The organism is Nocardioides sp. URHA0032, assembly GCF_000620645.1.
GTDB lineage: Bacteria > Actinomycetota > Actinomycetes > Propionibacteriales > Nocardioidaceae > Nocardioides.
Genome location: NZ_JIAV01000015.1, coordinates 107,349 through 128,263, shown reverse-complemented (window position 1 = coordinate 128,263; position 20,915 = coordinate 107,349). Strand labels below are relative to the sequence as shown.

The following is a 20,915-nucleotide window of genomic DNA, read 5'->3' as shown; positions in this document are numbered from 1 at the left end:
CGACATGCTGATGCCCCGTCGTGTGAAGCACCGCAAGCAGCACCACCCCAAGCGGACCGGTGCGGCCAAGGGCGGCACCCGCCTCGCGTTCGGCGACTTCGGGATCCAGGCGGTCGAGGGTCACTACGTGACCAACCGCCAGATCGAGTCGGCCCGTATCGCGATGACCCGTCACATCAAGCGCGGCGGCAAGGTGTGGATCAACATCTACCCGGACCGCCCGCTGACCAAGAAGCCTGCCGAGACCCGGATGGGTTCCGGCAAGGGTTCCCCGGAATGGTGGATCGCCAACGTGAAGCCCGGCCGTGTCATGTTCGAACTCTCCGGTGTGGATGAGGGAACTGCCCGCGAGGCGATGCGCCGCGCGATGCACAAGCTCCCGATGAAGTGCCGCTTCGTCTCCCGTGAGGCAGGTGAATTCTGATGGCGACCAAGTCGCACGAGCTCGACGAGCTGAACGCCGTCGACCTGGAGGCCAAGCTGCGCGAGGCCAAGGAGGAGCTCTTCAACCTCCGCTTCCAGGCGGCCACCGGCCAGCTGGAGAGCCATGGCCGGCTCCGCACGGTCAAGAAGGACATCGCCCGGATCTACACCGTGGTGCGTGAGCGCGAGCTCGGCATCCGGACCGCTCCGGGTCAGGACAGCAACGAGGATGGTGCCGCATGAGCGAGCAGGCTCAGGCAACTGACCGCCACGCCCGCAAGGTCCGCGAGGGCCTGGTCGTCAGCGACAAGATGGACAAGACCGTCGTCGTGTCCGTCGAGGACCGCGTCAAGCACGCCATGTACGGCAAGGTCCTTCGCCGGACCAGCAAGTACAAGGCGCACGACGAGAACAACGAGTGCGGCATCGGCGACCGCGTGCTCCTCATGGAGACCCGCCCGCTGTCCGCCACCAAGCGCTGGCGCGTCGTCGAGATCCTCGAGAAGGCCAAGTAATCCCCCCGGGCGCAGCCCGGAATTCAACCCAGGGTTCGGCCAGGCTCACTGCCGTTGAGGCACTGAGAACCGGCACGACATAGGAGAAGAAATGATTCAGCAGGAGTCGCGACTCAAGGTCGCCGACAACACCGGTGCGAAGGAGATCCTCTGCATCCGTGTTCTCGGTGGCTCGGGTCGCCGCTACGCCGGTATCGGTGACGTCATCGTCGCCACCGTCAAGGACGCGATCCCCGGTGGCAACGTGAAGAAGGGTGACGTCGTCAAGGCGGTCGTCGTGCGCACCGTCAAGGAGCGTCGTCGTCCGGACGGTTCGTACATCCGCTTCGACGAGAACGCCGCCGTCATCCTCAAGAGCGACGGCGAGCCGCGCGGCACCCGCATCTTCGGCCCGGTGGGTCGCGAGCTGCGCGAGAAGAAGTTCATGAAGATCATCTCGCTCGCGCCGGAGGTGCTCTGAGCCATGGCCAAGAAGACCGTGAACATCAAGAAGGGCGACACCGTCAAGGTGATCGCCGGCAAGGACAAGGGCGCCGAGGGCAAGGTCATCCAGGTGCTCCGTGAGGAGCAGCGGGTGATCGTCGAGGGTGTCAACCGCATCAAGCGGCACACCAAGGTCGTCAACCAGGGCGGCCGCGCCGGCACCACCGGCGGCATCATCACCGCCGAGGCCCCGATCCACGTGTCCAACGTGATGCTCGTCGACGGCGACGGCGTGACCCGCATCGGCTTCCGCCGCGACAAGGTCACCAAGCGTCGTCCCGACGGCTCGACGTACGAGGCGGAGCGCTCCGTGCGCATCTCCCGCAAGACCGGCAAGGAAATCTGATGACCGAGACCCAGACCACCGCTTCTGCCGCGGTCACGCCGCGTCTCAAGACGCGGTACCGCGAGGAGATCCTGCCCGCGCTGCGCTCGGAGTTCGACATCGCGAACGTCATGCAGGTGCCCGGGCTGACCAAGATCGTGGTCAACATGGGCGTCGGCGAGGCGGCTCGTGACTCGAAGCTGATCGAGGGTGCGGTCAAGGACCTCACCGCGATCACCGGGCAGAAGCCGCTCGTGACCAAGGCCCGCAAGTCCATCGCGCAGTTCAAGCTGCGCGAGGGCATGCCGATCGGTGCGCACACCACGCTGCGCGGCGACCGGATGTGGGAGTTCCTGGACCGGCTGCTCTCGCTCGCGCTCCCGCGCATCCGCGACTTCCGCGGCCTGAACCCGAACCAGTTCGACGGCCGGGGCAACTACACGTTCGGTCTCACCGAGCAGGTCATGTTCCACGAGATCGACCAGGACCGGATCGACCGCTCGCGGGGCATGGACATCACGATCGTCACCACCGCCACCAACGACGAGCAGGGTCGCGCGCTGCTGAAGCAGCTCGGCTTCCCGTTCAAGGAGGCCTGAGGCGATGACGAAGTCGAGCTTTCAGGCTGGATTGAACTTCCAGCAGAGCAAGGAGAACTGACATGGCGAAGACCGCTCTCAGGGTCAAGGCCGCTCGCAAGCCGAAGTTCGCGGTGCGCGGCTACACCCGCTGCCAGCGCTGCGGCCGGCCCAAGGCCGTCTACCGCAAGTTCGGCCTGTGCCGCATCTGCCTCCGGGAGATGGCACACCGTGGCGAGCTTCCCGGCGTCACCAAGTCCTCCTGGTAATCACCTCACACACGTTGAAGGTCGCCCGGACAGCCCAGGAGATGGGCGCGGTGGGCGAAACCACGACGAGAAAGAAACTCCATCATGACGATGACTGACCCGATCGCAGACATGCTGACCCGTCTGCGCAACGCCAACCAGGCGTACCACGACGCGGTGACCATGCCGTACAGCAAGCTGAAGCAGGGCGTCGCGGAGATCCTCCAGCAGGAGGGCTACATCACCTCGTTCGAGGTGAAGGACCCGGCCGAGGGCCAGGTGGGCAAGACGCTCACCATCACCCTCAAGTACGGCCGCAACCGCGAGCGCTCCATTGCGGGCGTCCGCCGGATCAGCAAGCCCGGTCTCCGGGTCTACGCCAAGCACACGGGTCTCCCGAAGGTGCTCGGCGGCCTGGGCGTCGCGATCATCTCGACGAGCCAGGGCCTGCTGACCGACCGCCAGGCCAACCAGAAGGGCGTGGGTGGGGAAGTCCTCGCCTACGTCTGGTGACGACGAGAACTGCGAAGGAGTAGAAGAGCATGTCGCGCATTGGCAAGCTTCCGATCGCGGTCCCGTCTGGCGTGGACGTCGCGATCGATGGCCCGCAGGTGACGGTCAAGGGCCCCAAGGGCACCCTGTCCCACACCGTGGCGGCACCGATCATCGTCGAGCAGGGTGAGGGCGTCCTCGACGTCAAGCGCCCCGACGACGAGCGGGAGAGCAAGGCCCTCCACGGCCTGACCCGCACCCTGGTCAACAACATGGTCGTCGGTGTCACCGAGGGCTACGAGAAGAAGCTCGAGATCGTGGGCGTGGGCTACCGCGTCCTGTCGAAGGGCCCCACCCAGCTGGAGTTCCAGCTCGGGTACTCCCACTCGATCACCTTCAACGCCCCGGACGGCATCACCTTCACGGTGGACGGCCCGACCCGGCTCGGCGTCCAGGGGATCGACAAGCAGCTCGTCGGCGAGGTTGCCGCGAACATCCGCAAGCTGCGCAAGCCCGAGCCGTACAAGGGCAAGGGCGTTCGGTACGCCGGCGAGCACATCCGCCGCAAGGTCGGAAAGGCTGGTAAGTGACCATGGCGATCTCGCTTTCGAACAACAAGCACACCGCGTCGCGCGTCAGGTCGCGCCTGCGTCGTCAGGTCCGTGGTCGCAAGAAGATCGCGGGTACGGCGGAGCGTCCGCGCCTCGTCGTGACGCGCTCGTCGAAGCACATCACCGTCCAGGTCGTCGACGACCTGGTGGGCAAGACCATCGCGTCGGCGTCCACCATGGAGTCGGACCTGCGCGGCTTCGACGGCGACAAGACCGCCAAGGCCAAGAAGGTCGGCGAGCTGGTGGCCGAGCGGGCCAAGTCGGCCGGGATCGACGGCGTGGTCTTCGACCGGGCCGGCAACAAGTACCACGGTCGCATCGCGGCCCTGGCGGACGGCGCCCGTGAGGGCGGCCTGAGCTTCTGATCGCACACGCACGGGGACACCCCGTGTACCCCGTACTTCAAGCTTGGAAGAGAAGAGGAACAGTCTCATGAGCGGAGCCCAGCGCGGACAGCGCGGTGGCGAGCGCCGTGGCGGACGCGACGATCGTCGTGGCCAGGGCGCGGAGAAGACCGCCTACATCGAGCGCGTCGTTGCGATCAACCGTGTCGCCAAGGTCGTGAAGGGTGGTCGTCGCTTCAGCTTCACCGCCCTCGTGATCGTGGGCGACGGCGACGGTCTCGTCGGCGTCGGCTACGGCAAGGCGAAGGAAGTCCCGGCGGCGATCGCCAAGGGTGTCGAGGAGGCCAAGAAGCACTTCTTCAAGGTCCCGCGCATCCAGGGCACCATCCCGCACCCGGTCCAGGGCGAGAAGGCGGCGGGCGTGGTCCTGCTCCGTCCGGCCGCTCCCGGTACCGGTGTGATCGCGGGTGGCCCGGTGCGTGCGGTGCTCGAGTGCGCCGGCATCCACGACGTCCTGAGCAAGTCGCTCGGTTCGTCCAACCAGATCAACATCGTCCACGCGACGGTCGAGGCCCTGAAGATGCTCGAGCAGCCCGAGGCCGTCGCGGCCCGCCGTGGCCTCACGGTCGAGCAGGTCACCCCCGCCGCGCTGCTGAAGGCGCGCGCCGAGGTGCCCGCGGGCGTCTCCGAGGAGGTGTCCTCCTGATGGCTCAGCTCAAGGTCCGCCAGGACCGGGGCCTCGTGGGCCTCAAGAAGAACCAGCGCGAGACGCTGCGCACGCTCGGTCTCAAGCGGATCGGCGACGTGGTCGTCAAGGAGGACCGCCCGGAGATCCGCGGCATGGTCCAGACCGTCCGTCACCTGGTGACGGTCGAGGAGGTCGACTGACATGACGCTCAAGCTCCACCACCTGCGTCCGGCCCCCGGAGCCAAGACCGCCAAGACCCGCGTGGGTCGCGGTGAGGGCTCGAAGGGCAAGACCGCGGGCCGCGGTACCAAGGGCACCAAGGCCCGCTACCAGGTCCCGTCCGCCTTCGAGGGCGGCCAGATGCCCATCCACATGCGGCTGCCGAAGCTCAAGGGCTTCAAGAACCCGTTCAAGGTCGAGTTCCAGGTCGTGAACCTGGACCGCCTGGGCGAGCTCTTCCCCGAGGGCGGCACCGTCACGGTCGACGACCTCGTGGCCAAGGGTGCCGTCCGCGACGGCCACCCGGTCAAGGTCCTGGGTCAGGGCGACCTGTCCGTGGCCGTCCAGGTGAGCGCCCAGGCGTTCTCCGGCTCCGCCAAGGAGAAGATCGAAGCCGCCGGCGGCACCGTCACCACGGTGTGAGCCGCGGGTGACCCGTTCCAACGTTGAGGGCGCGACGGTCCTGTGCAAGCACAGGGGCGTCGCGCCCGACGCGCATTCGGGGGACGCCCAGCGTCCTGTTAGGCTTCCCCGGGTCCTCGTGAGTGAGTCGCGGGGGCCGCTTCACGCTTGGAGAAAGAGGAACTCGTGCTGAGCGCGTTCGCGAACGCTTTCCGGACCCCGGACCTGCGGCGGAAGCTGCTGTTCGTCCTGCTGATCATCACGATCTTCCGGCTCGGATCCCAGATCCCGACCCCTGGCGTCGACGTCGCCAACGTCAAGTCCTGCATCGACCTCGCGAACAGTGGCTCCAACGCCAGCCTGTACAGCCTGGTCAACCTGTTCTCCGGCGGCGCGCTGCTCAAGCTGACGATCTTCGCGCTCGGCATCATGCCGTACATCACCGCGAGCATCATCCTGCAGCTCCTGGTCGTGGTGATCCCGCGCCTCGAGGCCCTCAAGAAGGAGGGCCAGTCCGGCCAGACGAAGATCACCCAGTACACCCGCTACCTGACGCTGGGCCTCGCGGTCCTCCAGGCGACGGGCATCGTGGCCCTCGCGCGCTCCGGCGCCCTGCTCCAGGGCTGCAACGAGAACCTCCTCCACGACGACAGCACCGCGACGTTCCTCGTCATGGTCGTCACGATGACCGCCGGCACCGCCGTGATCATGTGGCTCGGCGAGCTGATCACCGAGCGCGGCATCGGCAACGGCATGTCGCTGCTGATCTTCACCCAGGTCGTCTCCGGCTTCCCCGCCTCCCTGTGGGCCGTGCAGAAGTCGAAGGGCTACTGGACCCTCGGCATCGTGCTGGTCATCGGACTGGTGATCATCGCCGCCGTCATCTTCGTGGAACAGGCCCAGCGCCGGATCCCGGTGCAGTACGCCCGCCGGATGGTGGGCCGCAAGATGTTCGGCGGCTCCTCGACCTACATCCCGCTGAAGGTGAACCAGGCCGGCGTCATCCCGGTCATCTTCGCCTCGTCGCTGCTGTACCTGCCGGCGATGCTCGCGTCGTTCAACAACGACCCCAACAACAAGTGGGCGACCTGGATCAACGACTACCTCGTGCGCGGCGACCACCCGCTGTACATGCTGACCTTCTTCGCCCTGATCGTCTTCTTCACCTACTTCTACGTCTCGATCACCTTCAACCCGCAGGAAGTCGCGGACAACATGAAGAAGTACGGCGGCTTCATCCCCGGGATCCGGGCGGGCAAGCCGACCGAGGACTACCTGTCCTACGTCCTGTCCCGCATCACGCTGCCGGGTGCGCTGTACCTCGGTCTCATCGCCCTGATCCCGCTCATCGCCTTCGCCGTGATCGGCGCCAACCAGAACTTCCCGTTCGGTGGCACCAGCATCCTGATCATGGTCGGCGTCGCCCTCGACACGGTGAAGCAGATCGAGAGCCAGCTCCAGCAGCGCAACTACGAAGGATTCCTGCGCTGACATGCGACTGATCATCATGGGCCCCCCGGGTGCGGGGAAGGGAACGCAGGCCAAGTTCATCGCCGATCACTTCAAGATCCCGGCGATCTCGACCGGCGACATCTTCCGCGCCAACGTCTCGGAGGGCACCGAGCTCGGGATCCAGGCCAAGCGGTACATGGACGCCGGCGAGTACGTCCCCGACGAGGTCACCAACCTGATGGTCCGCAACCGCATCGACGACCCGGACGCCGTCAACGGGTTCCTGCTCGACGGCTACCCGCGCACCCTCGCCCAGGTCGAGGAGCTCGACGGGATGATCCGCTTCACCGGGCACCAGCTCGACGCGGTCGTCTGCCTGACCGTCGACCAGGACGAGATCGTCAGCCGGCTGCTCCAGCGGGCGCAGGTCGAGGGTCGCGCGGACGACACCGAGGACGTCATCCGTCGCCGCCAGGAGGTCTACCTCGAGCAGACCGAGCCGCTGATCGAGGTCTACAAGAAGCGCGGCATCGTCGTCGAGATCGACGGCATGGGTGAGGTCGACGAGGTCACCGCCCGAGTCTTCGACGCCCTCGACGTCGTCCCGGAGTCCTGAGCCGGGACCCGGGGGCGGACCCGCCGATGGTGGTCGAGCGAGCCGCGGCGGGCGTGCCCAGACCCAGGGGGGAGGTGAGGCAGCGATGACCCTCTTCGACCGTGGTGTCGAGATCAAGACGCCGGAGCAGATCGACGCGATGCGACGGGCCGGTCTCGTGGTCGGCCGGACGCTCGAGCTGCTGCGCGGCCAGGTCCGCGCCGGTGTCACGACCGCCGAGCTGGACGCCCTCGCGGAGGACAACATCCGCTCGTCCGGAGCGGTCCCGTCCTTCCAGGGCTACCACGGCTTCCCCGCCTCCATCTGCGCGTCGGTCAACGACGAGGTCGTGCACGGCATCCCGGGCGGCCGGGTGCTGGCCGACGGCGACGTGATCTCGATCGACTGCGGTGCGATCGTCGCCGACGACGCCGGCCAGGGCTGGCACGGCGACGCGGCGATCACCGTCGCGATCGGAGCGGTGCCCGCCGAGGTGACCGAGCTGATGCGGGTCACCGAGGAGGCCATGTGGCGCGGCATCGCGGCCGCGCACCTCGGCGGCCGGGTCACCGACATCTCCCACGCCGTCGAGCGCCACGTCCGCGGCCAGGGCCGCTACGGCATCCTCGAGGACTACACGGGCCACGGCATCGGCACGGCCATGCACCAGCCGCCGAACGTGCCCAACTACGGCCGGCCCGGCAGGGGACCGAAGCTGGTCGAGGGCCTGGCGCTCGCCGTGGAGCCGATGGTCACCCTCGGCACCAAGGAGACCACGCTCCTCGAGGACGACTGGACCGTGGTCACCGACGATGGCAGCTGGGCCGCCCACTTCGAGCACACCTTCACGCTGACCAGCACCGGCACCTGGGTGCTGACGGCCCTCGACGGGGGCGAGGCGGCGCTGTCCGCGCTGGGCGTCGAGTACGGCGGCCGCGGTTAGCTGTGTCAGGATGGGTACCGCAGGGGGGAGTATTCCTTCGCTGCGGACTCGTCAACACGAGCATGCTCCGGGTCCGTGGGTCGTCGGCTGACGGCGGAAGAGACTCCTGACGTTCACTCGTCCCCTGCCTCAGGAGCACAACCGTGGAGATCTCCACCATCGAATGGGCCGTCACGATCGGCGTCACCTGCGCGGTGCTGCTGTTCGACGTCGTCGTCATCGCCCGCGATCCGCACGAGCCGTCGTTCCGCGAGTGCATCGTCGCGCTCAGCGTCTACATCGGCGCCGCCGTCGTGTTCGGCGCCTGGATCTGGATCTCCCACGGCCACGACCTCGGGGTGCAGTTCTACGCCGGCTGGCTGACCGAGTACTCGCTGTCCATCGACAACCTGTTCGTGTTCATCGTGCTGATGGCCGCGCTGCGGGTGCCCCGCGAGTACCAGCAGGAGGCCCTGATGGTGGGCATCATCCTGGCGCTGGTCTTCCGCGGCATCTTCATCGCGCTCGGCTACCAGCTGATCGAGAACTTCGCGTGGGTGTTCTACGTGTTCGGCGCGTTCCTGGTCTACACGGCCGTCACCCTGGTGCGGAGCTACCGCAGCCACGAGGACGAGCACCCGGAGAACAACCGGGTGGTGAGGTTCGCCCAGCGCCACCTCAACGTCGGCGAGGAGTACCGCGGGCTCAAGCTGTTCTACCGGGTCGACGGCGCCCGCTTCGTGTCGCCGATGCTGATCGTGATCATCGCGCTGGGCACCACCGACCTGCTGTTCGCGCTCGACTCGATCCCGGCGATCTTCGGCATCACCCAGGAGCCCTACCTGGTGTTCACCGCGAACGTCTTCGCGCTGATGGGCCTGCGCCAGCTCTACTTCCTCCTCGGCGGACTGCTGAAGCGGCTCATCTACCTGTCGCTGGGGCTCGCGTTCGTGCTCGCGTTCATCGGGGTGAAGCTGGTCCTGCACGCGCTGCACACCAACGAGCTGCCGTTCATCAACGGGGGCGAGCCCCTCGACGTGCCCGAGATCTCCGCGCTGGCCAGCCTCGGCGTGATCGTGGTGACCCTGGCCGTCACGGCGATCGCCAGCCTGGCCCGGTCGCGGAACATGTCGGCCGACGAGATCGCCGAGCGCACCAGCTCGCTGCGGTCGCCGGACGAGGCCGGGCCGGAATAGCAGGCCCTCCCGCCGCGGTTGCCCAGGAGTGAGCGAACGCCGTCCTGTCCTGTCCGTGCTCGACCTGGTCCCGGTCCGCAGCGACCAGACCACGGCCGACGCGGTCTCGGCGACGCTGTCGCTGGCGCGGACGGCCGACGAGCTCGGGTACCGCCGCTACTGGCTGGCCGAGCACCACAACATGCCCGCGGTCGCCGCGACGAACCCGCCGGTGCTGATCGGGCTGGTGGCCGGTGCCACGTCCGGCATCCGGGTCGGCTCGGGCGGCGTGATGCTGCCGAACCACGCCCCGCTGGTGGTCGCCGAGCAGTTCGCGCTGCTCGAGGCGGCGTTCCCGGGCCGGATCGACCTCGGCATCGGCCGGGCCCCCGGCAGCGACCCGGTCACGTCGTACGCCCTCCGCCACGGTGCCGGCGGCGTGAGCGACGAGGCGGTCAACCGGTTCCCCGAGTACGTCGACAACGTGCTCGCGATGATGGAGCCCTCGGGCGTCGGGCTCGGCATCCAGGGACGGACCTACCCGCTGCGCGCGACGCCGCGCGCGACGTCCGTGCCCGCGATCTGGCTGCTCGGCTCCTCCGACTACTCGGCGCGGCTCGCCGCGGAGAAGGGGATGCCGTACGTCTTCGCGCACCACTTCTCCGGCAGCGGCACGGCCGAGGCGCTCGCGCTCTACCGCGACAGCTTCCGGCCGTCGCCGGAGCTGGCGCAGCCACAGACCTTCCTGACCGTGAACGCCGTGGTCGCGGAGACCGAGGAGGAGGCGGCCCGGCTCGCGCTGCCGCAGCTCCAGGCCATGCTGGCCCTGCGCACCGGCCAGGAGCTGCTCCCGCAGCGCCTCGTGGAGGAGGCCGAGAAGGTCGAGCTCCCGCAGGCGCACCTCGAGCTGCTCGAGACGATGGCCGAGCGCTGGGTGATCGGCGCCCCCGACCGCGCACGGGCCCGGATCGAGGAGCTCGCCGCGACGTACGGCGTCGACGAGGTGATGGTGCACCCGGTGGCCGGTGCGTTCACCGGGACCGAGCCGGGTGCGAGCCCCGCTCGCGAGCACACGCTGCGCCTGCTGGCGTGACCCCGGCGGATTAGAGTTTCGCCGCCGTTTGCGACTAGACTGGCATGTCGGCCCAACGTGGGTCTGCTTCGTGGTGCCTCGCGGCTGCCCGGAACACCAACCGAATCACTCCTCGGAGTGGCTCGTGCGCGTGCCCGGGGATGAGGTCCACTGGCGGCTTCACGAGGTCCACCGTCCCACCAGGGGGCGGAGGTTCCCGGGTCACGGTAGACAACCGATCAACAGATTGTGGAGGACATGCCGAAGAAAGAAGGCGTGATCGAGATCGAGGGCACCGTCGTGGAGGCCCTTCCGAATGCCATGTTCCGCGTCGAGCTGAGCAACGGTCACAAGGTTCTCGCCCACATCAGCGGCAAGATGCGCCAGCACTACATCCGGATCCTCCCCGAGGACCGCGTGGTGGTGGAGCTCTCGCCGTACGACCTCACCCGGGGTCGGATCGTCTACCGCTACAAGTAAGCACATCCGCAGCCGAACGAAAGGGCCTGACAGTGAAGGTCAAGCCGAGCGTCAAGCCGATCTGTGACAAGTGCAAGGTGATCCGTCGCCACGGCCGCGTCATGGTGATCTGCGAGAACCCGCGCCACAAGCAGCGCCAGGGCTGAAGCTCCACGAGGGCAGACCTGACGAAGTCAGGGATGCCCGAAGGGGAGCGCGCCGTGTGAGCCCGCGAAGCGGGGTCACACATGTTTGAACAGCACAACTGAACACCACAACGTGATCGCTAGCCCGTCGTACGACGGTGCGAAACACCTCCGGAGCAGACGGCCGGAGCCCGGACACACGAGGCCGGGGCGCGACACGACCGAAACCGCTGCGAACAACCGATTGGAAACCGCCACATGGCACGCCTCGTTGGTGTCGACCTCCCGCGCGACAAGCGCATCGAGATCGCACTCACCTACATCTACGGCATCGGCCGTACTCGCGCCCAGCAGGTCCTGCAGGCCACCGGTGTGAACCCGGACCTGCGCGTCCACCAGCTGGGTGACGAAGAGCTGGTCAAGCTCCGTGACGAGATCGAGGGCAACTTCAAGATCGAGGGTGACCTCCGTCGTGAGGTCCAGGCCGACATCCGTCGCAAGATCGAGATCGGCAGCTACCAGGGTCGCCGTCACCGCCAGGGCCTCCCGGTCCGCGGTCAGCGCACCAAGACCAACGCTCGCACCCGCAAGGGTCCGAAGCGCACGGTTGCCGGCAAGAAGAAGGCCAAGTAGGTCTCGATACGCCGTTCGCTCGTACCTCGCGAACTGCTACTCGACCACCGAACGCCGTCTGATCAACCACCAGACCAGCTACTTCAGGAGATAACTGCATGCCTCCCAAGAGCCGCACCGCGGCCGGCGCCAAGAAGGTGCGCCGCAAGGAGAAGAAGAACGTCGCGACGGGCGAAGCCCACATCAAGAGCACGTTCAACAACACGATCGTCACGATCACCGACCCGACCGGTGCGGTGATCTCGTGGGCCTCGGCCGGCACCGTCGGCTTCAAGGGCTCCCGCAAGTCCACCCCGTTCGCAGCGCAGATGGCCGCGGAGGCCGCGGGCCGCCGGGCGATGGAGCACGGCATGAAGAAGATCGACGTCTTCGTGAAGGGCCCGGGCTCGGGCCGCGAGACGGCGATCCGATCCCTGGGTGCGATCGGCCTCGAGGTCGGCACCATCCAGGACGTCACGCCCACGCCCCACAACGGCTGCCGCCCGCCCAAGCGTCGCCGCGTCTGACCCGCGACCGAGAACAGGAGACTTGTAGAAATGGCCCGTTACATCGGCCCCATGACCCGGAAGTCGCGCCGTCTCGGCGTCGACCTCGTCGGTGGCGACTCGTCCTACGAGCGTCGCCCGTACCCCCCCGGCCAGCACGGCCGCGGCCGCATCAAGGAGAGCGAGTACCTCCTCCAGCTTCGTGAGAAGCAGAAGGCGCGCTTCACCTACGGTGTGATGGAGAAGCAGTTCCACAACTACTACACCGAGGCCTCGCGTCGCTCCGGCAAGACCGGCGACAACCTGCTCCAGCTGCTGGAGTGCCGCCTCGACAACGTGGTGTACCGCGCCGGCTTCGCCCGGACCCGTCGCCACGCCCGCCAGCTCGTCGTGCACGGTCACTTCAAGGTGAACGGCAAGAAGGTCGACATCCCGTCGTACCAGGTTGCCGCTCACGACGTGATCGACGTGCGTGAGAAGTCGCTGGAGATGACCCCGTTCATCGTGGCTCGCGAGACCCACGGCGAGCGCGTCGTCCCGGCATGGCTCGAGGCCATCCCGTCGCGGATGCGCATCCTCGTCCACCAGCTCCCGGTCCGGGCCCAGATCGACCTCCCGGTCCAGGAGCAGCTCATCGTCGAGTACTACTCGAAGAAGTGACACAGGAGGGTGTCCCGGCTCGGCGGGGCACCCCCACCCACCTTCCGTCGTCAGCATGTTCGGGCCCGTCAAATAGCGGGTGGGTCCGGAAAGGAAAGAACAAGTGCTCATCGCACAGCGCCCCACCCTGTCGGAAGAGTCCGTCGACGAGTTCCGCTCGCGGTTCGTGATCGAGCCGCTGGAGCCCGGCTTCGGCTACACGCTGGGCAACTCGCTCCGCCGTACCCTGCTCAGCTCGATCCCCGGTGCCTCGGTCACGAGCATCAAGATCGACAACGTCCTCCACGAGTTCTCGACCATCGAGGGCGTCAAGGAGGACGTCACCGAGGTCATCCTCAACCTGAAGGGCCTGGTCGTCTCCTCGGAGCACGACGAGCCGGTCACCATGTACCTGCGCAAGTCCGGTGCCGGTGACGTCACCGCCGCGGACATCGCGCCGCCGGCCGGTGTCGAGGTCCACAACCCCGAGCTGAAGATCGCCACCCTGTCCGACAAGGGCAAGCTGGAGATGGAGCTGGTCGTGGAGCGTGGCCGCGGCTACGTGTCCGCCGTCCAGAACAAGGGCGCGGACAACGAGATCGGCCGGATGCCGGTCGACTCGATCTACAGCCCGGTCCTCAAGGTCACCTACAAGGTCGAGGCCACCCGTGTCGAGCAGCGCACGGACTTCGACAAGCTGGTCATCGACGTCGAGACCAAGCCGTCGATCCGGCCCCGCGACGCGATCGCCTCTGCCGGCAAGACCCTGGTCGAGCTGTTCGGCCTGGCCCGTGAGCTCAACGTCGAGGCCGAGGGCATCGACATCGGTCCGTCGCCCGTCGACGAGCAGCTCGCGGCCGACCTCGCCCTCCCGGTCGAGGACCTGCAGCTCACCGTCCGCTCCTACAACTGCCTCAAGCGCGAGGGCATCCACACCGTGGGTGAGCTCATCAGCCGCTCGGAGCAGGACCTGCTCGACATCCGCAACTTCGGTGCGAAGTCGATCGACGAGGTCAAGGCCAAGCTGGTCGAGATGGGCCTGTCCCTCAAGGACAGCGCGCCCGGCTTCGACCCGCACGCCGCGCTCGCGGCGTACGGCGATGACGACGACGACGCCTTCGTCGAGGACGAGCAGTACTGATCCCAAATCGACCCGCACCCGCGGGTCGTCTACCCCGGTACCTGACACGGCCGGAGAGATGAGAGAGACGCAATGCCCAAGCCCACCAAGGGTCCCCGCCTCGGCGGTAGCCCGTCCCACCAGCGCCTGATCCTCGCGAACCTGGCCACCCAGCTCTTCGAGCACGGCCGGATCACCACCACCGAGGCCAAGGCTCGCGCGCTGCGCCCGCACGCCGAGAAGCTGATCACCAAGGCGAAGAAGGGCGACCTGCACAACCGTCGCGAGGTCCTCAAGACCATCCGCGACAAGTCGGTCGTGCACACGCTCTTCACGGACATCGCGCCGACGTTCTCGGAGCGTCCCGGTGGCTACACCCGGATCACCAAGATCGGTCCCCGCAAGGGCGACAACGCGCCGATGGCCGTGATCGAGCTGGTGACCGAGGCGTACAAGCCGTCGGCCCCGAAGGCGAAGAAGACCGCGGAGGCTGCCCCGGCTCCGGCCGAGACCGCCACGTCGACCGTCGCCGAGGACGCCCTCGTCGAGGACACCGTGGTCGACGAGACCGTCGCCGAGGACACCGCGGCCGACGCTCCGACCGAGCTCACCGAGGAGGCGTCGCCCGAGGAGAGCGTCGTCGCCGAGGAGGAGCCCGTCGCGGACGAGGCCCCGGCAGTCGAGGAGAGCACCGAGGAGGACGAGAAGGCCTGAGCCCTCTCGCCGTACTCACCCACCGGCCCGTCAGAGCACCTGCTCTGGCGGGCCGGTGTCATTTCGACCGGGGGACCGGTCACCAGCTCCGCTCGACGAGGTTCAGGGCCTCGGGGAGGGTGAGGCCCTGGTGGCGGGCGAGGGCGGCGTACGTCGCCGCGGCGTCGTGTGCTGCGGCGGAGTCGTGCGCGGAGGCGATGAAGGTGCCGCGGCGGCCCTCGGTGGTGATCACGCCGTCGGTCTCGAGGGCCCGGTAGGCCTTGGCGACGGTGTTCACGGCCAGGTGCAGCTCCGCGGCCAGCGCGCGGACCGTCGGCAGCCGGGTGCCGGCCGGGAGCTCGCCGGACGCCGCGCGCGAGGCGACCTGGACCCGCAGCTGCTCGTACGGCGGGACGCCCGAGGCGTCGTCGAGCGCGAAGACCTGCATGTCCCGCATGGTAGAGACATGCCCATGGACCGTGACGTGCTGGTGGTGGGGGAGTCCCTGGTGGACATCGTGCACGCGGCCGACGGGTCGACCACGGAGTACGCCGGCGGCAGCGCCGCGAACGTCGCGGTGGCGCTGAGCCGGCTCGGGCGGGAGGTGCGCTTCGTGACCGCCTGGGCCGACGACCCCCGTGGCCGGTTGCTGGCCGACCACCTGGCGGGGGCGGGCGTGGAGCTCGCGGGCGACCCGCTGGTCCTGGACCGGACCGCGACCGCCGCGGCCACGATCGGTGCCGACGGCGCGGCGTCGTACGAGTTCGACCTGGACTGGCGGATCGGGGAGGTCGAGCCCGGGCAGCCGGTCGCGGTGCACGTCTGCTCGATCGGCGCCGTGCTCGAACCCGGCGCCAGCCAGGTGCTGGCCCTGCTGACCGGGCTGCACGGGAGGTCGACGATCAGCTACGACGTCAACGCCCGGCCCGCGATCACCGGCACCGGGCCCGACCTGGTCGGGCGGGTCGAGCGGATGGCCGCCGTCGCCGACCTGGTGAAGGCCTCCGACGAGGACCTGGCGGCGCTGTACCCGCAGCTCGACATCGAGACCGCGGCGCGGCACCTGCTCGCGCTCGGCCCGGCGGCCGTGGTGGTGACTCGCGGTGGCGAGGGCGCGACCTGGGTGGGCGCGGACCGGACGGTGGAGGTCGCGTCGCTCCCGGTCGAGGTCGCGGACACGATCGGCGCCGGCGACACCTTCGGCGCGGCGGTCATCGATGCGCTGTGGGACCGGTCGCCGGCCGGGCTCGGCACCGCCGAGATCGAGGAGGTCCTCGCGCACGCCGCCCGCGCCGCGGCGGTGACCGTGTCACGACCCGGCGCGGACCCGCCGTACCGCTCGGAGCTGGGCTCCTAGGGGTTGGACCAGGCACCTCCGTAGATGTCGGTGTTGCCGAACCGCGGGTCGCACTGCATCTGCACGTCCGGCGGCTGGCCGAACTCCCTCTCCTGCGTACGCTCGCGCGCCGCCTCGCCTCGAGGCTCCTCGGCCTCCGACGTCTGCGCGCCGGTCGACACGGCGATGTCGTGCAGCTCCTGACGGTAGGCGTCGATCTCCGGGCAGTCTGCGGCGTTGCGCACGTCGTTCCAGACCGCTGCGCCGTAGGTGTTGGTCGCGGTGGCGTACACGTAGTCGCCGAGGAACTCGGCCGCCAGGTTGTTCTGGCTGGAGCCGCGGGCGTCGCCGTCCCGGCCCTGGTGCACCAGGCTGAAGGACCCGACACCGGACGCTGTGGAGTCGGCGTGCAGCATCACGCCCACGAGCGGACGGTCGTTCTGCGGTCCGACAGCGCTGTCCTTGAACGGCTCGAGCCAGGCGTTGTAGACGACCCAGACCTCCATGCCGTCCGGCGAGATCGCCGGCGCCGAGTAGTACCCGCGCTGGCCGGGCAACCCGATGGGCCGCGCGGGCGACCAGCGGCCCCCGCCGTTGTCAGAGGACGCGAACATGACCTGCTCGTGGTTCAGCGTCCGGCCGTCGACCCAGCTCATCACGATGCGGTCGGTCGCGCCCTGACCCGACGGAGCGCCGTTGGCGATGTCGACCGACGGCGACGGGGAGAGGTCGTCGCGGGCACCGGCGACGCCGTCCTCGACACAGCGGCCGATGGAGGGCTCGACCTCCGAGCAGGTGTCGTAGGCGGTCTGGACCGTCGTCGGCCGGGTCCAGGTGTGGCCACCGTCGGTCGAGCGGACCATCTGAATGCGTCCCAGGCCGGGCGAGCCGACGCCGAACGCGTAGCTGAAGACGTAGACGACGCCGTGAGAGTCGGTACGTACAGTGCAGCCGCTGCGCCCGAAGCCCTGCTGGCTGTGGGTGTTGTTGGCGGCCGAGCTGACCTGCTTCTGTGTCCAGCTGGACCCGCCATCCCGTGAGGTCAGCACGAACAGCGGCTGGCTCGCGCCCGGCACCGAGCGGAAGCCGGCGTAGCAGACGTAGACGTTGCCGAAGTGTGGGCTCGTGGCCGCGTTGTCCGCCCAGATCTGCTCCTTGTCGGAGAACAGCGCGCTGTTCTGCTTGCTGGCGATGACCGGGTCGCTCCAGGCGGCGTTGCTGCCGGACGCCGCCGCGCGGGTGTCGTCGCTGTGCGACACCGCGATCGCCTCGAAGCCCTTGAACGGCGCCGCTCCCGGAACGGCGGAGGTGAGGTTCGCGTAGTACAGCCGGGCGCCGTGGGCGTAGCTGAAGCCACCGCCGGTCGCGGGCTTCGGCCCGAACGCCAACGCGGGGTCGCCGTCGGAGGCCAGGCCGTGCTCGGCGTAGTTCGGGAGCGTCCCGATGTCGCCGGCCTCCGGGGTGCACTCGGGGTCGTCGTCGCCGGGCTCGCCGGTGCACCCGCGGGCGGTCAGGCCCTGGTACGTCGGCTGCTGCCACGAGGAGCCGGAGTCGAAGGAGAAGTAGACGCCCGACACTCCCACGCCAGGCGTGAACGGGCAGTCGTCATCGGGCCCGGCATTGCAGGCCTCCATGTCGATGTTGTCGTTGGCGCCGGCGACGAGGACGGTCGGGTCGGTCGGGTCGTGCGTGATGGCGGGCTCGTTCTGCTTGTTGGCCGAGAACGGGCCGTCCGGGCTGCCGACCGACACGAGCGTGTCGGCGGACGGGGGAAGCACGGCACGGGCAGCAGAGGTCTGGAACGACGCGGTGGCGAGAACCAGGCTCGTGAAGATGACGACGGTTCGGAGCCGGGGGAGGGGATGCACAGCGCCTCCATGCGGGTGAGTGAGGCGCGGCCCGCTTCGCGACGGTCGGAGGGACAGGGGAGGCGAGTCGCAAGGACCTCTCGACTATCGACCCGCCGGGGCGGGTTTAGGAATACCCCAATGTGAGGGATTGTCAGGCGGGCTCGGGCGACAGCCACGCGTGCACGAGAGGTACGACGGACGCGCCCTCGCCGCTCGCGGAGGCCACCCGTTTCATCGAGCCCGCGCGGACGTCACCGGCGCAGAAGACGCCCGGCACCGTGGTGGCGAGCTCCGCCGGCGGCAGCCCGTCGGCCCAGTGCTCGCGCGGGACGTCGCGGCCGGTGAGCACGAAGCCGCGCGGGTCGCGGGCGATGCCGGGCGGGATCCAGTCGCAGTGCGGCTCGGCGCCGAGCAGGAGGAACAGCCCGTACGCCGCGACCCGCTCGCGCTCGCCGGTCCTGACGTCCTCGAGCTGGAGCCACTCGAGCCGCCCGTCGCCGCCACCGTCGACCACGGCCGTGCAGGTGCGGACCGAGATCCGGCTGTTGTAGGTGATCTCGCCGACCAGGTACGCCGACATCGTCTCCGCCAGCGCCGGCCGGCGGACCAGGATCGTGACCGAACGGGCGAAGCGTGCCAGGTGCATCGCGGCCTGCCCGGCCGAGTTGCCGCCGCCGACCACGAAGACGTCCTGCCCCTCCATCTCGCGGGCCGCGGTCATCGCGGCGCCGTAGTAGACGCCCATCCCCACCAGCTCCTCGATCGGGTCGACGCGCAGCTTGCGGTACGCGACACCGCTCGCGATCACCACGGACCGGGCGCGGACCTCGCCGGACTCGGTGCAGAGGACGTGCGGCTCGCGGTCGTGGCCGGGCCGGAGCTCGTCGACCACTTGGCCGGTGAAGAACCGGGCGCCGAAGCGCAGCGCCTGGTTGCGGGCACGCTGGGCCAGCCGCATGCCCGAGATGCCGCGCGGGAAGCCGAGGTAGTTGCGGATCATCGAGCTGGTCCCCGCCTGACCGCCGATCGCCTCGGCCTCCAGGATCACCGTCGAGAGGCCCTCGGACGCGGCGTACACCGCGGCCGCGAGGCCGGCCGGGCCGCCACCGACGACCGCGACGTCGACGACGTGGTCGAGGTCGAGCTCGGTCGGGGCGCCGTACAGCGCGATCGCGACGTCGCGGACCGAGGTCGCCGCCACCACCGGCCGGTTGAGGGCGAACACGAGCGGGTACGCCGGCTCGCCCTCCCACATCCCCAGCACGTAGCGGCCGCCGCCGGAGTCGGGCGGGTACACCGCGCTCGGCATGCCCATCCGGTCGAGGAAGTCGCGGATCGCGAGCGTGAGCCCGTCGTGGACCGGCGAGACGATCTTGACCGACACGACCTCGGGGTCGGGGACCGTCGAGCCCCAGTCCGAGAGCAGGTCGGTGATCGCGTTGTGGAACTCCTCGTCGCGCACGCCGCGGGGCATCAGCAGGAACGCGTCGTACTTGCCCGTCGCCATGCCCGGCCGGAGTCCGGGGGCGTCGGTGAGGAAACGGTCCCAGTGCGCCGCGATCACCCGGCGGGCGGTCGGCACCTTCTCCCGCAGCTTGTGGAAGGCGTGCAGGACGGTCTCCGCGTCGGGGACCGCCGACTCGGAGACGTACATCGCCACCGTCCCGCCGGAGCTCAGGACGTCGTGGGTCTCCAGCAGGGCTTCCTTGCAGGACCGCGCGAGCCGGACGTCGTACTCCTGCTCGTAGCGGCCGAACGCGCCGCGCAGGTCGTGGGGGTGCTCGGCGCCGATCAGCACGATCGCGGGGGTGCTCACGACATCAGCCTAGGCAGCAGTGCAACGGACTAGGGTGCGCTCATGGCGCCCCTGGAGCTCGCGCGGCTCACCGACGAGCTCGACGCCCGGCTCGAGCGGGCGGACGCCGAGCTCGTCCGCTGCTACCCCGGCGGCACCGGGGTGCCGCAGCCGGTGCACACCGTCTACGTGCCGGCCGACCGGTTCGACGCCAGCACGGCGGTGTCGTACGGCGAGCAGGCACTCGCCACGCTCGCGGAGCACGAGGACCTCTTCCTCGAGCTGATCGGCGACGACCGCCGCCTGCTGGAACGGGTTCGCTGGCGACTGCGGACCCGGCCGGTCGACGACCTCCGGATCGACTTCGAGGACGGCTACGGCACGCGGCCCGACGACGCGGAGGACGCCGCCGTCGGCGCCGCCGCGACGGCGCTCCGGACCGCGATCGCGGCGGGCACCGCGCCGCCGTCGTACGGCATCCGGTTCAAGAGCCTGGAGCGGCCGACCCGGCACCGCGGCCTGCGCACGCTGGCGGGCTTCGTGGACGCCCTGACCGGCGGCGGTCCGCTCCCCGCGGGGTTCGTCGTGACGCTGCCGAAGGTGACCTCGGTCGACCAGGTCGAGGCGATGGTCCACGCCGCCGGGCACCTGGAGACCGGGCTCGCCCTCGAGCCCGGCAGCCTGCGCTTCGAGATCCAGGTCGAGACCCCGCAGTCGATCCTCGGCACGGACGGGACCGCCCTGGTCGCCCGGATGATCCACGCGGCCGACGGACGGTGCACCGGCCTGCACTACGGGACCTACGACTACAGCGCGTACGTCGGGATCGCCGCGGCCCACCAGGCGCTCGACCACCCAGCGGCCGACCACGCGAAGGCGGTCATGCAGGCGGCGGCCGCCGGCACCGGCGTCCGGCTCTCGGACGGGTCGACCAACATCCTCCCGATCGGCGACGCGGACGCCGTGCGCCTCGGCTGGGAGACCCACCTGCGCCTGGTCCGCCGGTCGCTCGAGCGCGGCTTCTACCAGGGCTGGGACCTGCACCCCGCCCAGCTGCCGACCCGGTACGCCGCCACCTTCGCGTTCTACCGCGCGGGGCGCCCGGCCGGCTCACGGCTCGAGGAGCCGGCGACCGACCGGGCGCTGGCGGACTTCCTCCGGCGCGGCCGCGCGTGCGGGGCGTTCGACGACGCCGACGACACAGGGGAGGGATGA

The 20,915-nt window shown here is 69.2% G+C and carries 30 protein-coding genes; 27 read left to right on the top strand and 3 right to left on the bottom strand.

The genetic code is table 11. The features are described 5' to 3' along the window. The first annotated feature begins 4 nt into the window (after positions 1-4). The 25 genes from rplP to rplQ all read left to right on the top strand — a co-directional run bounded on the left by rplP (position 5) and on the right by rplQ (position 14,740). Positions 5-424, top strand: a complete 420-nt coding sequence (rplP, locus tag N538_RS0105070) for a 50S ribosomal protein L16 (protein WP_028636405.1) — start codon at positions 5-7, stop codon at positions 422-424. Next, on the top strand, positions 424-666 hold the full coding sequence (rpmC, locus tag N538_RS0105065) for a 50S ribosomal protein L29 (RefSeq protein WP_036569531.1): 243 nt from the start codon (positions 424-426) through the stop codon (positions 664-666). Before rplP ends, rpmC begins: the two co-directional genes overlap by 1 nt. Further along, positions 663-938 (top strand): 30S ribosomal protein S17, encoded by a 276-nt coding sequence (gene rpsQ, locus N538_RS0105060; RefSeq protein ID WP_028636403.1) that lies wholly within the window; start codon positions 663-665, stop codon positions 936-938. Before rpmC ends, rpsQ begins: the two co-directional genes overlap by 4 nt. A gap of 91 nt (positions 939-1,029) precedes the next feature. Further along, positions 1,030-1,398 carry a 50S ribosomal protein L14 gene (gene rplN / locus N538_RS0105055; protein WP_028636402.1) on the top strand — a complete coding sequence of 123 codons (369 nt, stop codon included), beginning with the start codon at positions 1,030-1,032 and terminating at the stop codon, positions 1,396-1,398. Between the two features lie 3 nt (positions 1,399-1,401). Further along, positions 1,402-1,767, top strand: a complete 366-nt coding sequence (gene rplX, locus N538_RS0105050; RefSeq protein WP_028636401.1) for a 50S ribosomal protein L24 — start codon at positions 1,402-1,404, stop codon at positions 1,765-1,767. Continuing rightward, the gene (rplE, locus tag N538_RS0105045; protein ID WP_028636400.1) at positions 1,767-2,345 is read left to right on the top strand and encodes a 50S ribosomal protein L5; all 579 of its coding nucleotides are present in this window, start codon (positions 1,767-1,769) and stop codon (positions 2,343-2,345) included. Before rplX ends, rplE begins: the two co-directional genes overlap by 1 nt. A 62-nt stretch (positions 2,346-2,407) precedes the next feature. Next, complete coding sequence (locus N538_RS0105040) at positions 2,408-2,593, top strand: type Z 30S ribosomal protein S14 (RefSeq protein ID WP_028636399.1); 186 nt, start codon at positions 2,408-2,410, stop codon at positions 2,591-2,593. Positions 2,594-2,677: 84 nt separating this feature from the next. Further along, positions 2,678-3,085: a 30S ribosomal protein S8 gene (gene rpsH / locus N538_RS0105035; RefSeq protein WP_028636398.1), complete on the top strand. Its 408-nt coding sequence runs from the start codon at positions 2,678-2,680 to the stop codon at positions 3,083-3,085. A 29-nt stretch (positions 3,086-3,114) separates the two neighbouring features. Beyond that, on the top strand, positions 3,115-3,654 hold the full coding sequence (gene rplF, locus N538_RS0105030; protein WP_028636397.1) for a 50S ribosomal protein L6: 540 nt from the start codon (positions 3,115-3,117) through the stop codon (positions 3,652-3,654). A 2-nt stretch (positions 3,655-3,656) separates the two neighbouring features. Next, entirely contained in the window at positions 3,657-4,040 is a 384-nt protein-coding gene (gene rplR / locus N538_RS0105025; RefSeq protein ID WP_028636396.1) for a 50S ribosomal protein L18, read from the top strand. A 67-nt stretch (positions 4,041-4,107) separates the two neighbouring features. Then, complete coding sequence (gene rpsE / locus N538_RS0105020) at positions 4,108-4,725, top strand: 30S ribosomal protein S5 (RefSeq protein WP_028636395.1); 618 nt, start codon at positions 4,108-4,110, stop codon at positions 4,723-4,725. Continuing rightward, positions 4,725-4,907, top strand: a complete 183-nt coding sequence (rpmD, locus tag N538_RS0105015; protein ID WP_028636394.1) for a 50S ribosomal protein L30 — start codon at positions 4,725-4,727, stop codon at positions 4,905-4,907. The genes rpsE and rpmD overlap by 1 nt, the downstream gene beginning before the upstream one ends. Position 4,908: 1 nt before the next feature. Beyond that, the gene (gene rplO, locus N538_RS0105010) at positions 4,909-5,349 is read left to right on the top strand and encodes a 50S ribosomal protein L15 (protein ID WP_028636393.1); all 441 of its coding nucleotides are present in this window, start codon (positions 4,909-4,911) and stop codon (positions 5,347-5,349) included. Between the two features lie 165 nt (positions 5,350-5,514). Next, positions 5,515-6,819: a preprotein translocase subunit SecY gene (secY, locus tag N538_RS0105005; protein WP_028636392.1), complete on the top strand. Its 1,305-nt coding sequence runs from the start codon at positions 5,515-5,517 to the stop codon at positions 6,817-6,819. A 1-nt stretch (position 6,820) separates the two neighbouring features. Further along, complete coding sequence (locus N538_RS0105000) at positions 6,821-7,396, top strand: adenylate kinase (RefSeq protein WP_028636391.1); 576 nt, start codon at positions 6,821-6,823, stop codon at positions 7,394-7,396. An 85-nt stretch (positions 7,397-7,481) separates the two neighbouring features. Next, positions 7,482-8,318, top strand: coding sequence for a type I methionyl aminopeptidase (gene map, locus N538_RS0104995; RefSeq protein WP_028636390.1), 837 nt, complete (start codon positions 7,482-7,484; stop codon positions 8,316-8,318). Between the two features lie 143 nt (positions 8,319-8,461). Continuing rightward, a complete protein-coding gene (locus N538_RS23910; RefSeq protein ID WP_051548799.1) occupies positions 8,462-9,493 on the top strand; it encodes a TerC family protein in 1,032 nt (343 codons plus the stop codon). A 55-nt stretch (positions 9,494-9,548) separates the two neighbouring features. Beyond that, the gene (locus N538_RS0104985) at positions 9,549-10,565 is read left to right on the top strand and encodes an LLM class flavin-dependent oxidoreductase (RefSeq protein ID WP_231496139.1); all 1,017 of its coding nucleotides are present in this window, start codon (positions 9,549-9,551) and stop codon (positions 10,563-10,565) included. A gap of 237 nt (positions 10,566-10,802) precedes the next feature. After that, positions 10,803-11,024, top strand: a complete 222-nt coding sequence (gene infA, locus N538_RS0104980; protein ID WP_011757309.1) for a translation initiation factor IF-1 — start codon at positions 10,803-10,805, stop codon at positions 11,022-11,024. Positions 11,025-11,056: 32 nt separating this feature from the next. Then, positions 11,057-11,170: a 50S ribosomal protein L36 gene (gene rpmJ / locus N538_RS0104975; RefSeq protein ID WP_011757308.1), complete on the top strand. Its 114-nt coding sequence runs from the start codon at positions 11,057-11,059 to the stop codon at positions 11,168-11,170. A 237-nt stretch (positions 11,171-11,407) separates the two neighbouring features. Beyond that, complete coding sequence (gene rpsM, locus N538_RS0104970) at positions 11,408-11,782, top strand: 30S ribosomal protein S13 (protein ID WP_028636388.1); 375 nt, start codon at positions 11,408-11,410, stop codon at positions 11,780-11,782. A gap of 98 nt (positions 11,783-11,880) precedes the next feature. Continuing rightward, complete coding sequence (rpsK, locus tag N538_RS0104965; RefSeq protein WP_028636387.1) at positions 11,881-12,288, top strand: 30S ribosomal protein S11; 408 nt, start codon at positions 11,881-11,883, stop codon at positions 12,286-12,288. Between the two features lie 30 nt (positions 12,289-12,318). Then, positions 12,319-12,927: a 30S ribosomal protein S4 gene (gene rpsD / locus N538_RS0104960; protein WP_028636386.1), complete on the top strand. Its 609-nt coding sequence runs from the start codon at positions 12,319-12,321 to the stop codon at positions 12,925-12,927. A 103-nt stretch (positions 12,928-13,030) separates the two neighbouring features. Continuing rightward, positions 13,031-14,047, top strand: a complete 1,017-nt coding sequence (locus N538_RS0104955; protein WP_028636385.1) for a DNA-directed RNA polymerase subunit alpha — start codon at positions 13,031-13,033, stop codon at positions 14,045-14,047. A 72-nt stretch (positions 14,048-14,119) separates the two neighbouring features. Further along, the gene (gene rplQ, locus N538_RS0104950; RefSeq protein WP_028636384.1) at positions 14,120-14,740 is read left to right on the top strand and encodes a 50S ribosomal protein L17; all 621 of its coding nucleotides are present in this window, start codon (positions 14,120-14,122) and stop codon (positions 14,738-14,740) included. Between the two features lie 79 nt (positions 14,741-14,819). Here the strand turns inward: rplQ and N538_RS0104945 are convergent, their stop codons facing one another. Further along, positions 14,820-15,167, bottom strand: coding sequence for a GntR family transcriptional regulator (locus tag N538_RS0104945; RefSeq protein ID WP_028636383.1), 348 nt, complete (start codon positions 15,165-15,167; stop codon positions 14,820-14,822). Between the two features lie 18 nt (positions 15,168-15,185). Here N538_RS0104945 and N538_RS0104940 point away from each other — a divergent pair, with 18 nt between their 5' ends. Next, positions 15,186-16,076: a PfkB family carbohydrate kinase gene (locus tag N538_RS0104940; RefSeq protein WP_231496138.1), complete on the top strand. Its 891-nt coding sequence runs from the start codon at positions 15,186-15,188 to the stop codon at positions 16,074-16,076. On the opposite strand, the gene N538_RS0104935 is transcribed toward N538_RS0104940, so the two are convergent. Continuing rightward, complete coding sequence (locus N538_RS0104935; RefSeq protein WP_028636381.1) at positions 16,073-17,923, bottom strand: sialidase family protein; 1,851 nt, start codon at positions 17,921-17,923, stop codon at positions 16,073-16,075. The genes N538_RS0104940 and N538_RS0104935 overlap by 4 nt on opposite strands. 133 nt (positions 17,924-18,056) lie before the next feature. Next, a complete protein-coding gene (locus tag N538_RS0104930; protein ID WP_036569525.1) occupies positions 18,057-19,721 on the bottom strand; it encodes an FAD-dependent oxidoreductase in 1,665 nt (554 codons plus the stop codon). A 42-nt stretch (positions 19,722-19,763) separates the two neighbouring features. Between N538_RS0104930 and N538_RS23905 the strand changes: the two genes are divergently transcribed. Then, positions 19,764-20,915, top strand: a complete 1,152-nt coding sequence (locus N538_RS23905) for a DUF6986 family protein (RefSeq protein ID WP_051548797.1) — start codon at positions 19,764-19,766, stop codon at positions 20,913-20,915.

Bases quoted from the DNA above. Each gene is read 5' to 3' on its own strand.
- rplP (WP_028636405.1), top strand. From the start codon at position 5: ATGCTGATGCCCCGTCGTGTGAAGCACCGCAAGCAGCACCACCCCAAG.
- rpmC (WP_036569531.1), top strand. From the start codon at position 424: ATGGCGACCAAGTCGCACGAGCTCGACGAGCTGAACGCCGTCGACCTG.
- rpsQ (WP_028636403.1), top strand. From the start codon at position 663: ATGAGCGAGCAGGCTCAGGCAACTGACCGCCACGCCCGCAAGGTCCGC.
- rplN (WP_028636402.1), top strand. From the start codon at position 1,030: ATGATTCAGCAGGAGTCGCGACTCAAGGTCGCCGACAACACCGGTGCG.
- rplX (WP_028636401.1), top strand. From the start codon at position 1,402: ATGGCCAAGAAGACCGTGAACATCAAGAAGGGCGACACCGTCAAGGTG.
- rplE (WP_028636400.1), top strand. From the start codon at position 1,767: ATGACCGAGACCCAGACCACCGCTTCTGCCGCGGTCACGCCGCGTCTC.
- N538_RS0105040 (WP_028636399.1), top strand. From the start codon at position 2,408: ATGGCGAAGACCGCTCTCAGGGTCAAGGCCGCTCGCAAGCCGAAGTTC.
- rpsH (WP_028636398.1), top strand. From the start codon at position 2,678: ATGACGATGACTGACCCGATCGCAGACATGCTGACCCGTCTGCGCAAC.
- rplF (WP_028636397.1), top strand. From the start codon at position 3,115: ATGTCGCGCATTGGCAAGCTTCCGATCGCGGTCCCGTCTGGCGTGGAC.
- rplR (WP_028636396.1), top strand. From the start codon at position 3,657: ATGGCGATCTCGCTTTCGAACAACAAGCACACCGCGTCGCGCGTCAGG.
- rpsE (WP_028636395.1), top strand. From the start codon at position 4,108: ATGAGCGGAGCCCAGCGCGGACAGCGCGGTGGCGAGCGCCGTGGCGGA.
- rpmD (WP_028636394.1), top strand. From the start codon at position 4,725: ATGGCTCAGCTCAAGGTCCGCCAGGACCGGGGCCTCGTGGGCCTCAAG.
- rplO (WP_028636393.1), top strand. From the start codon at position 4,909: ATGACGCTCAAGCTCCACCACCTGCGTCCGGCCCCCGGAGCCAAGACC.
- N538_RS0105000 (WP_028636391.1), top strand. From the start codon at position 6,821: ATGCGACTGATCATCATGGGCCCCCCGGGTGCGGGGAAGGGAACGCAG.
- map (WP_028636390.1), top strand. From the start codon at position 7,482: ATGACCCTCTTCGACCGTGGTGTCGAGATCAAGACGCCGGAGCAGATC.
- infA (WP_011757309.1), top strand. From the start codon at position 10,803: ATGCCGAAGAAAGAAGGCGTGATCGAGATCGAGGGCACCGTCGTGGAG.
- rpsM (WP_028636388.1), top strand. From the start codon at position 11,408: ATGGCACGCCTCGTTGGTGTCGACCTCCCGCGCGACAAGCGCATCGAG.
- rpsK (WP_028636387.1), top strand. From the start codon at position 11,881: ATGCCTCCCAAGAGCCGCACCGCGGCCGGCGCCAAGAAGGTGCGCCGC.
- rpsD (WP_028636386.1), top strand. From the start codon at position 12,319: ATGGCCCGTTACATCGGCCCCATGACCCGGAAGTCGCGCCGTCTCGGC.
- rplQ (WP_028636384.1), top strand. From the start codon at position 14,120: ATGCCCAAGCCCACCAAGGGTCCCCGCCTCGGCGGTAGCCCGTCCCAC.
- N538_RS0104945 (WP_028636383.1), bottom strand. From the start codon at position 15,167: ATGCAGGTCTTCGCGCTCGACGACGCCTCGGGCGTCCCGCCGTACGAG.
- N538_RS0104940 (WP_231496138.1), top strand. From the start codon at position 15,186: ATGCCCATGGACCGTGACGTGCTGGTGGTGGGGGAGTCCCTGGTGGAC.
- N538_RS23905 (WP_051548797.1), top strand. From the start codon at position 19,764: ATGGCGCCCCTGGAGCTCGCGCGGCTCACCGACGAGCTCGACGCCCGG.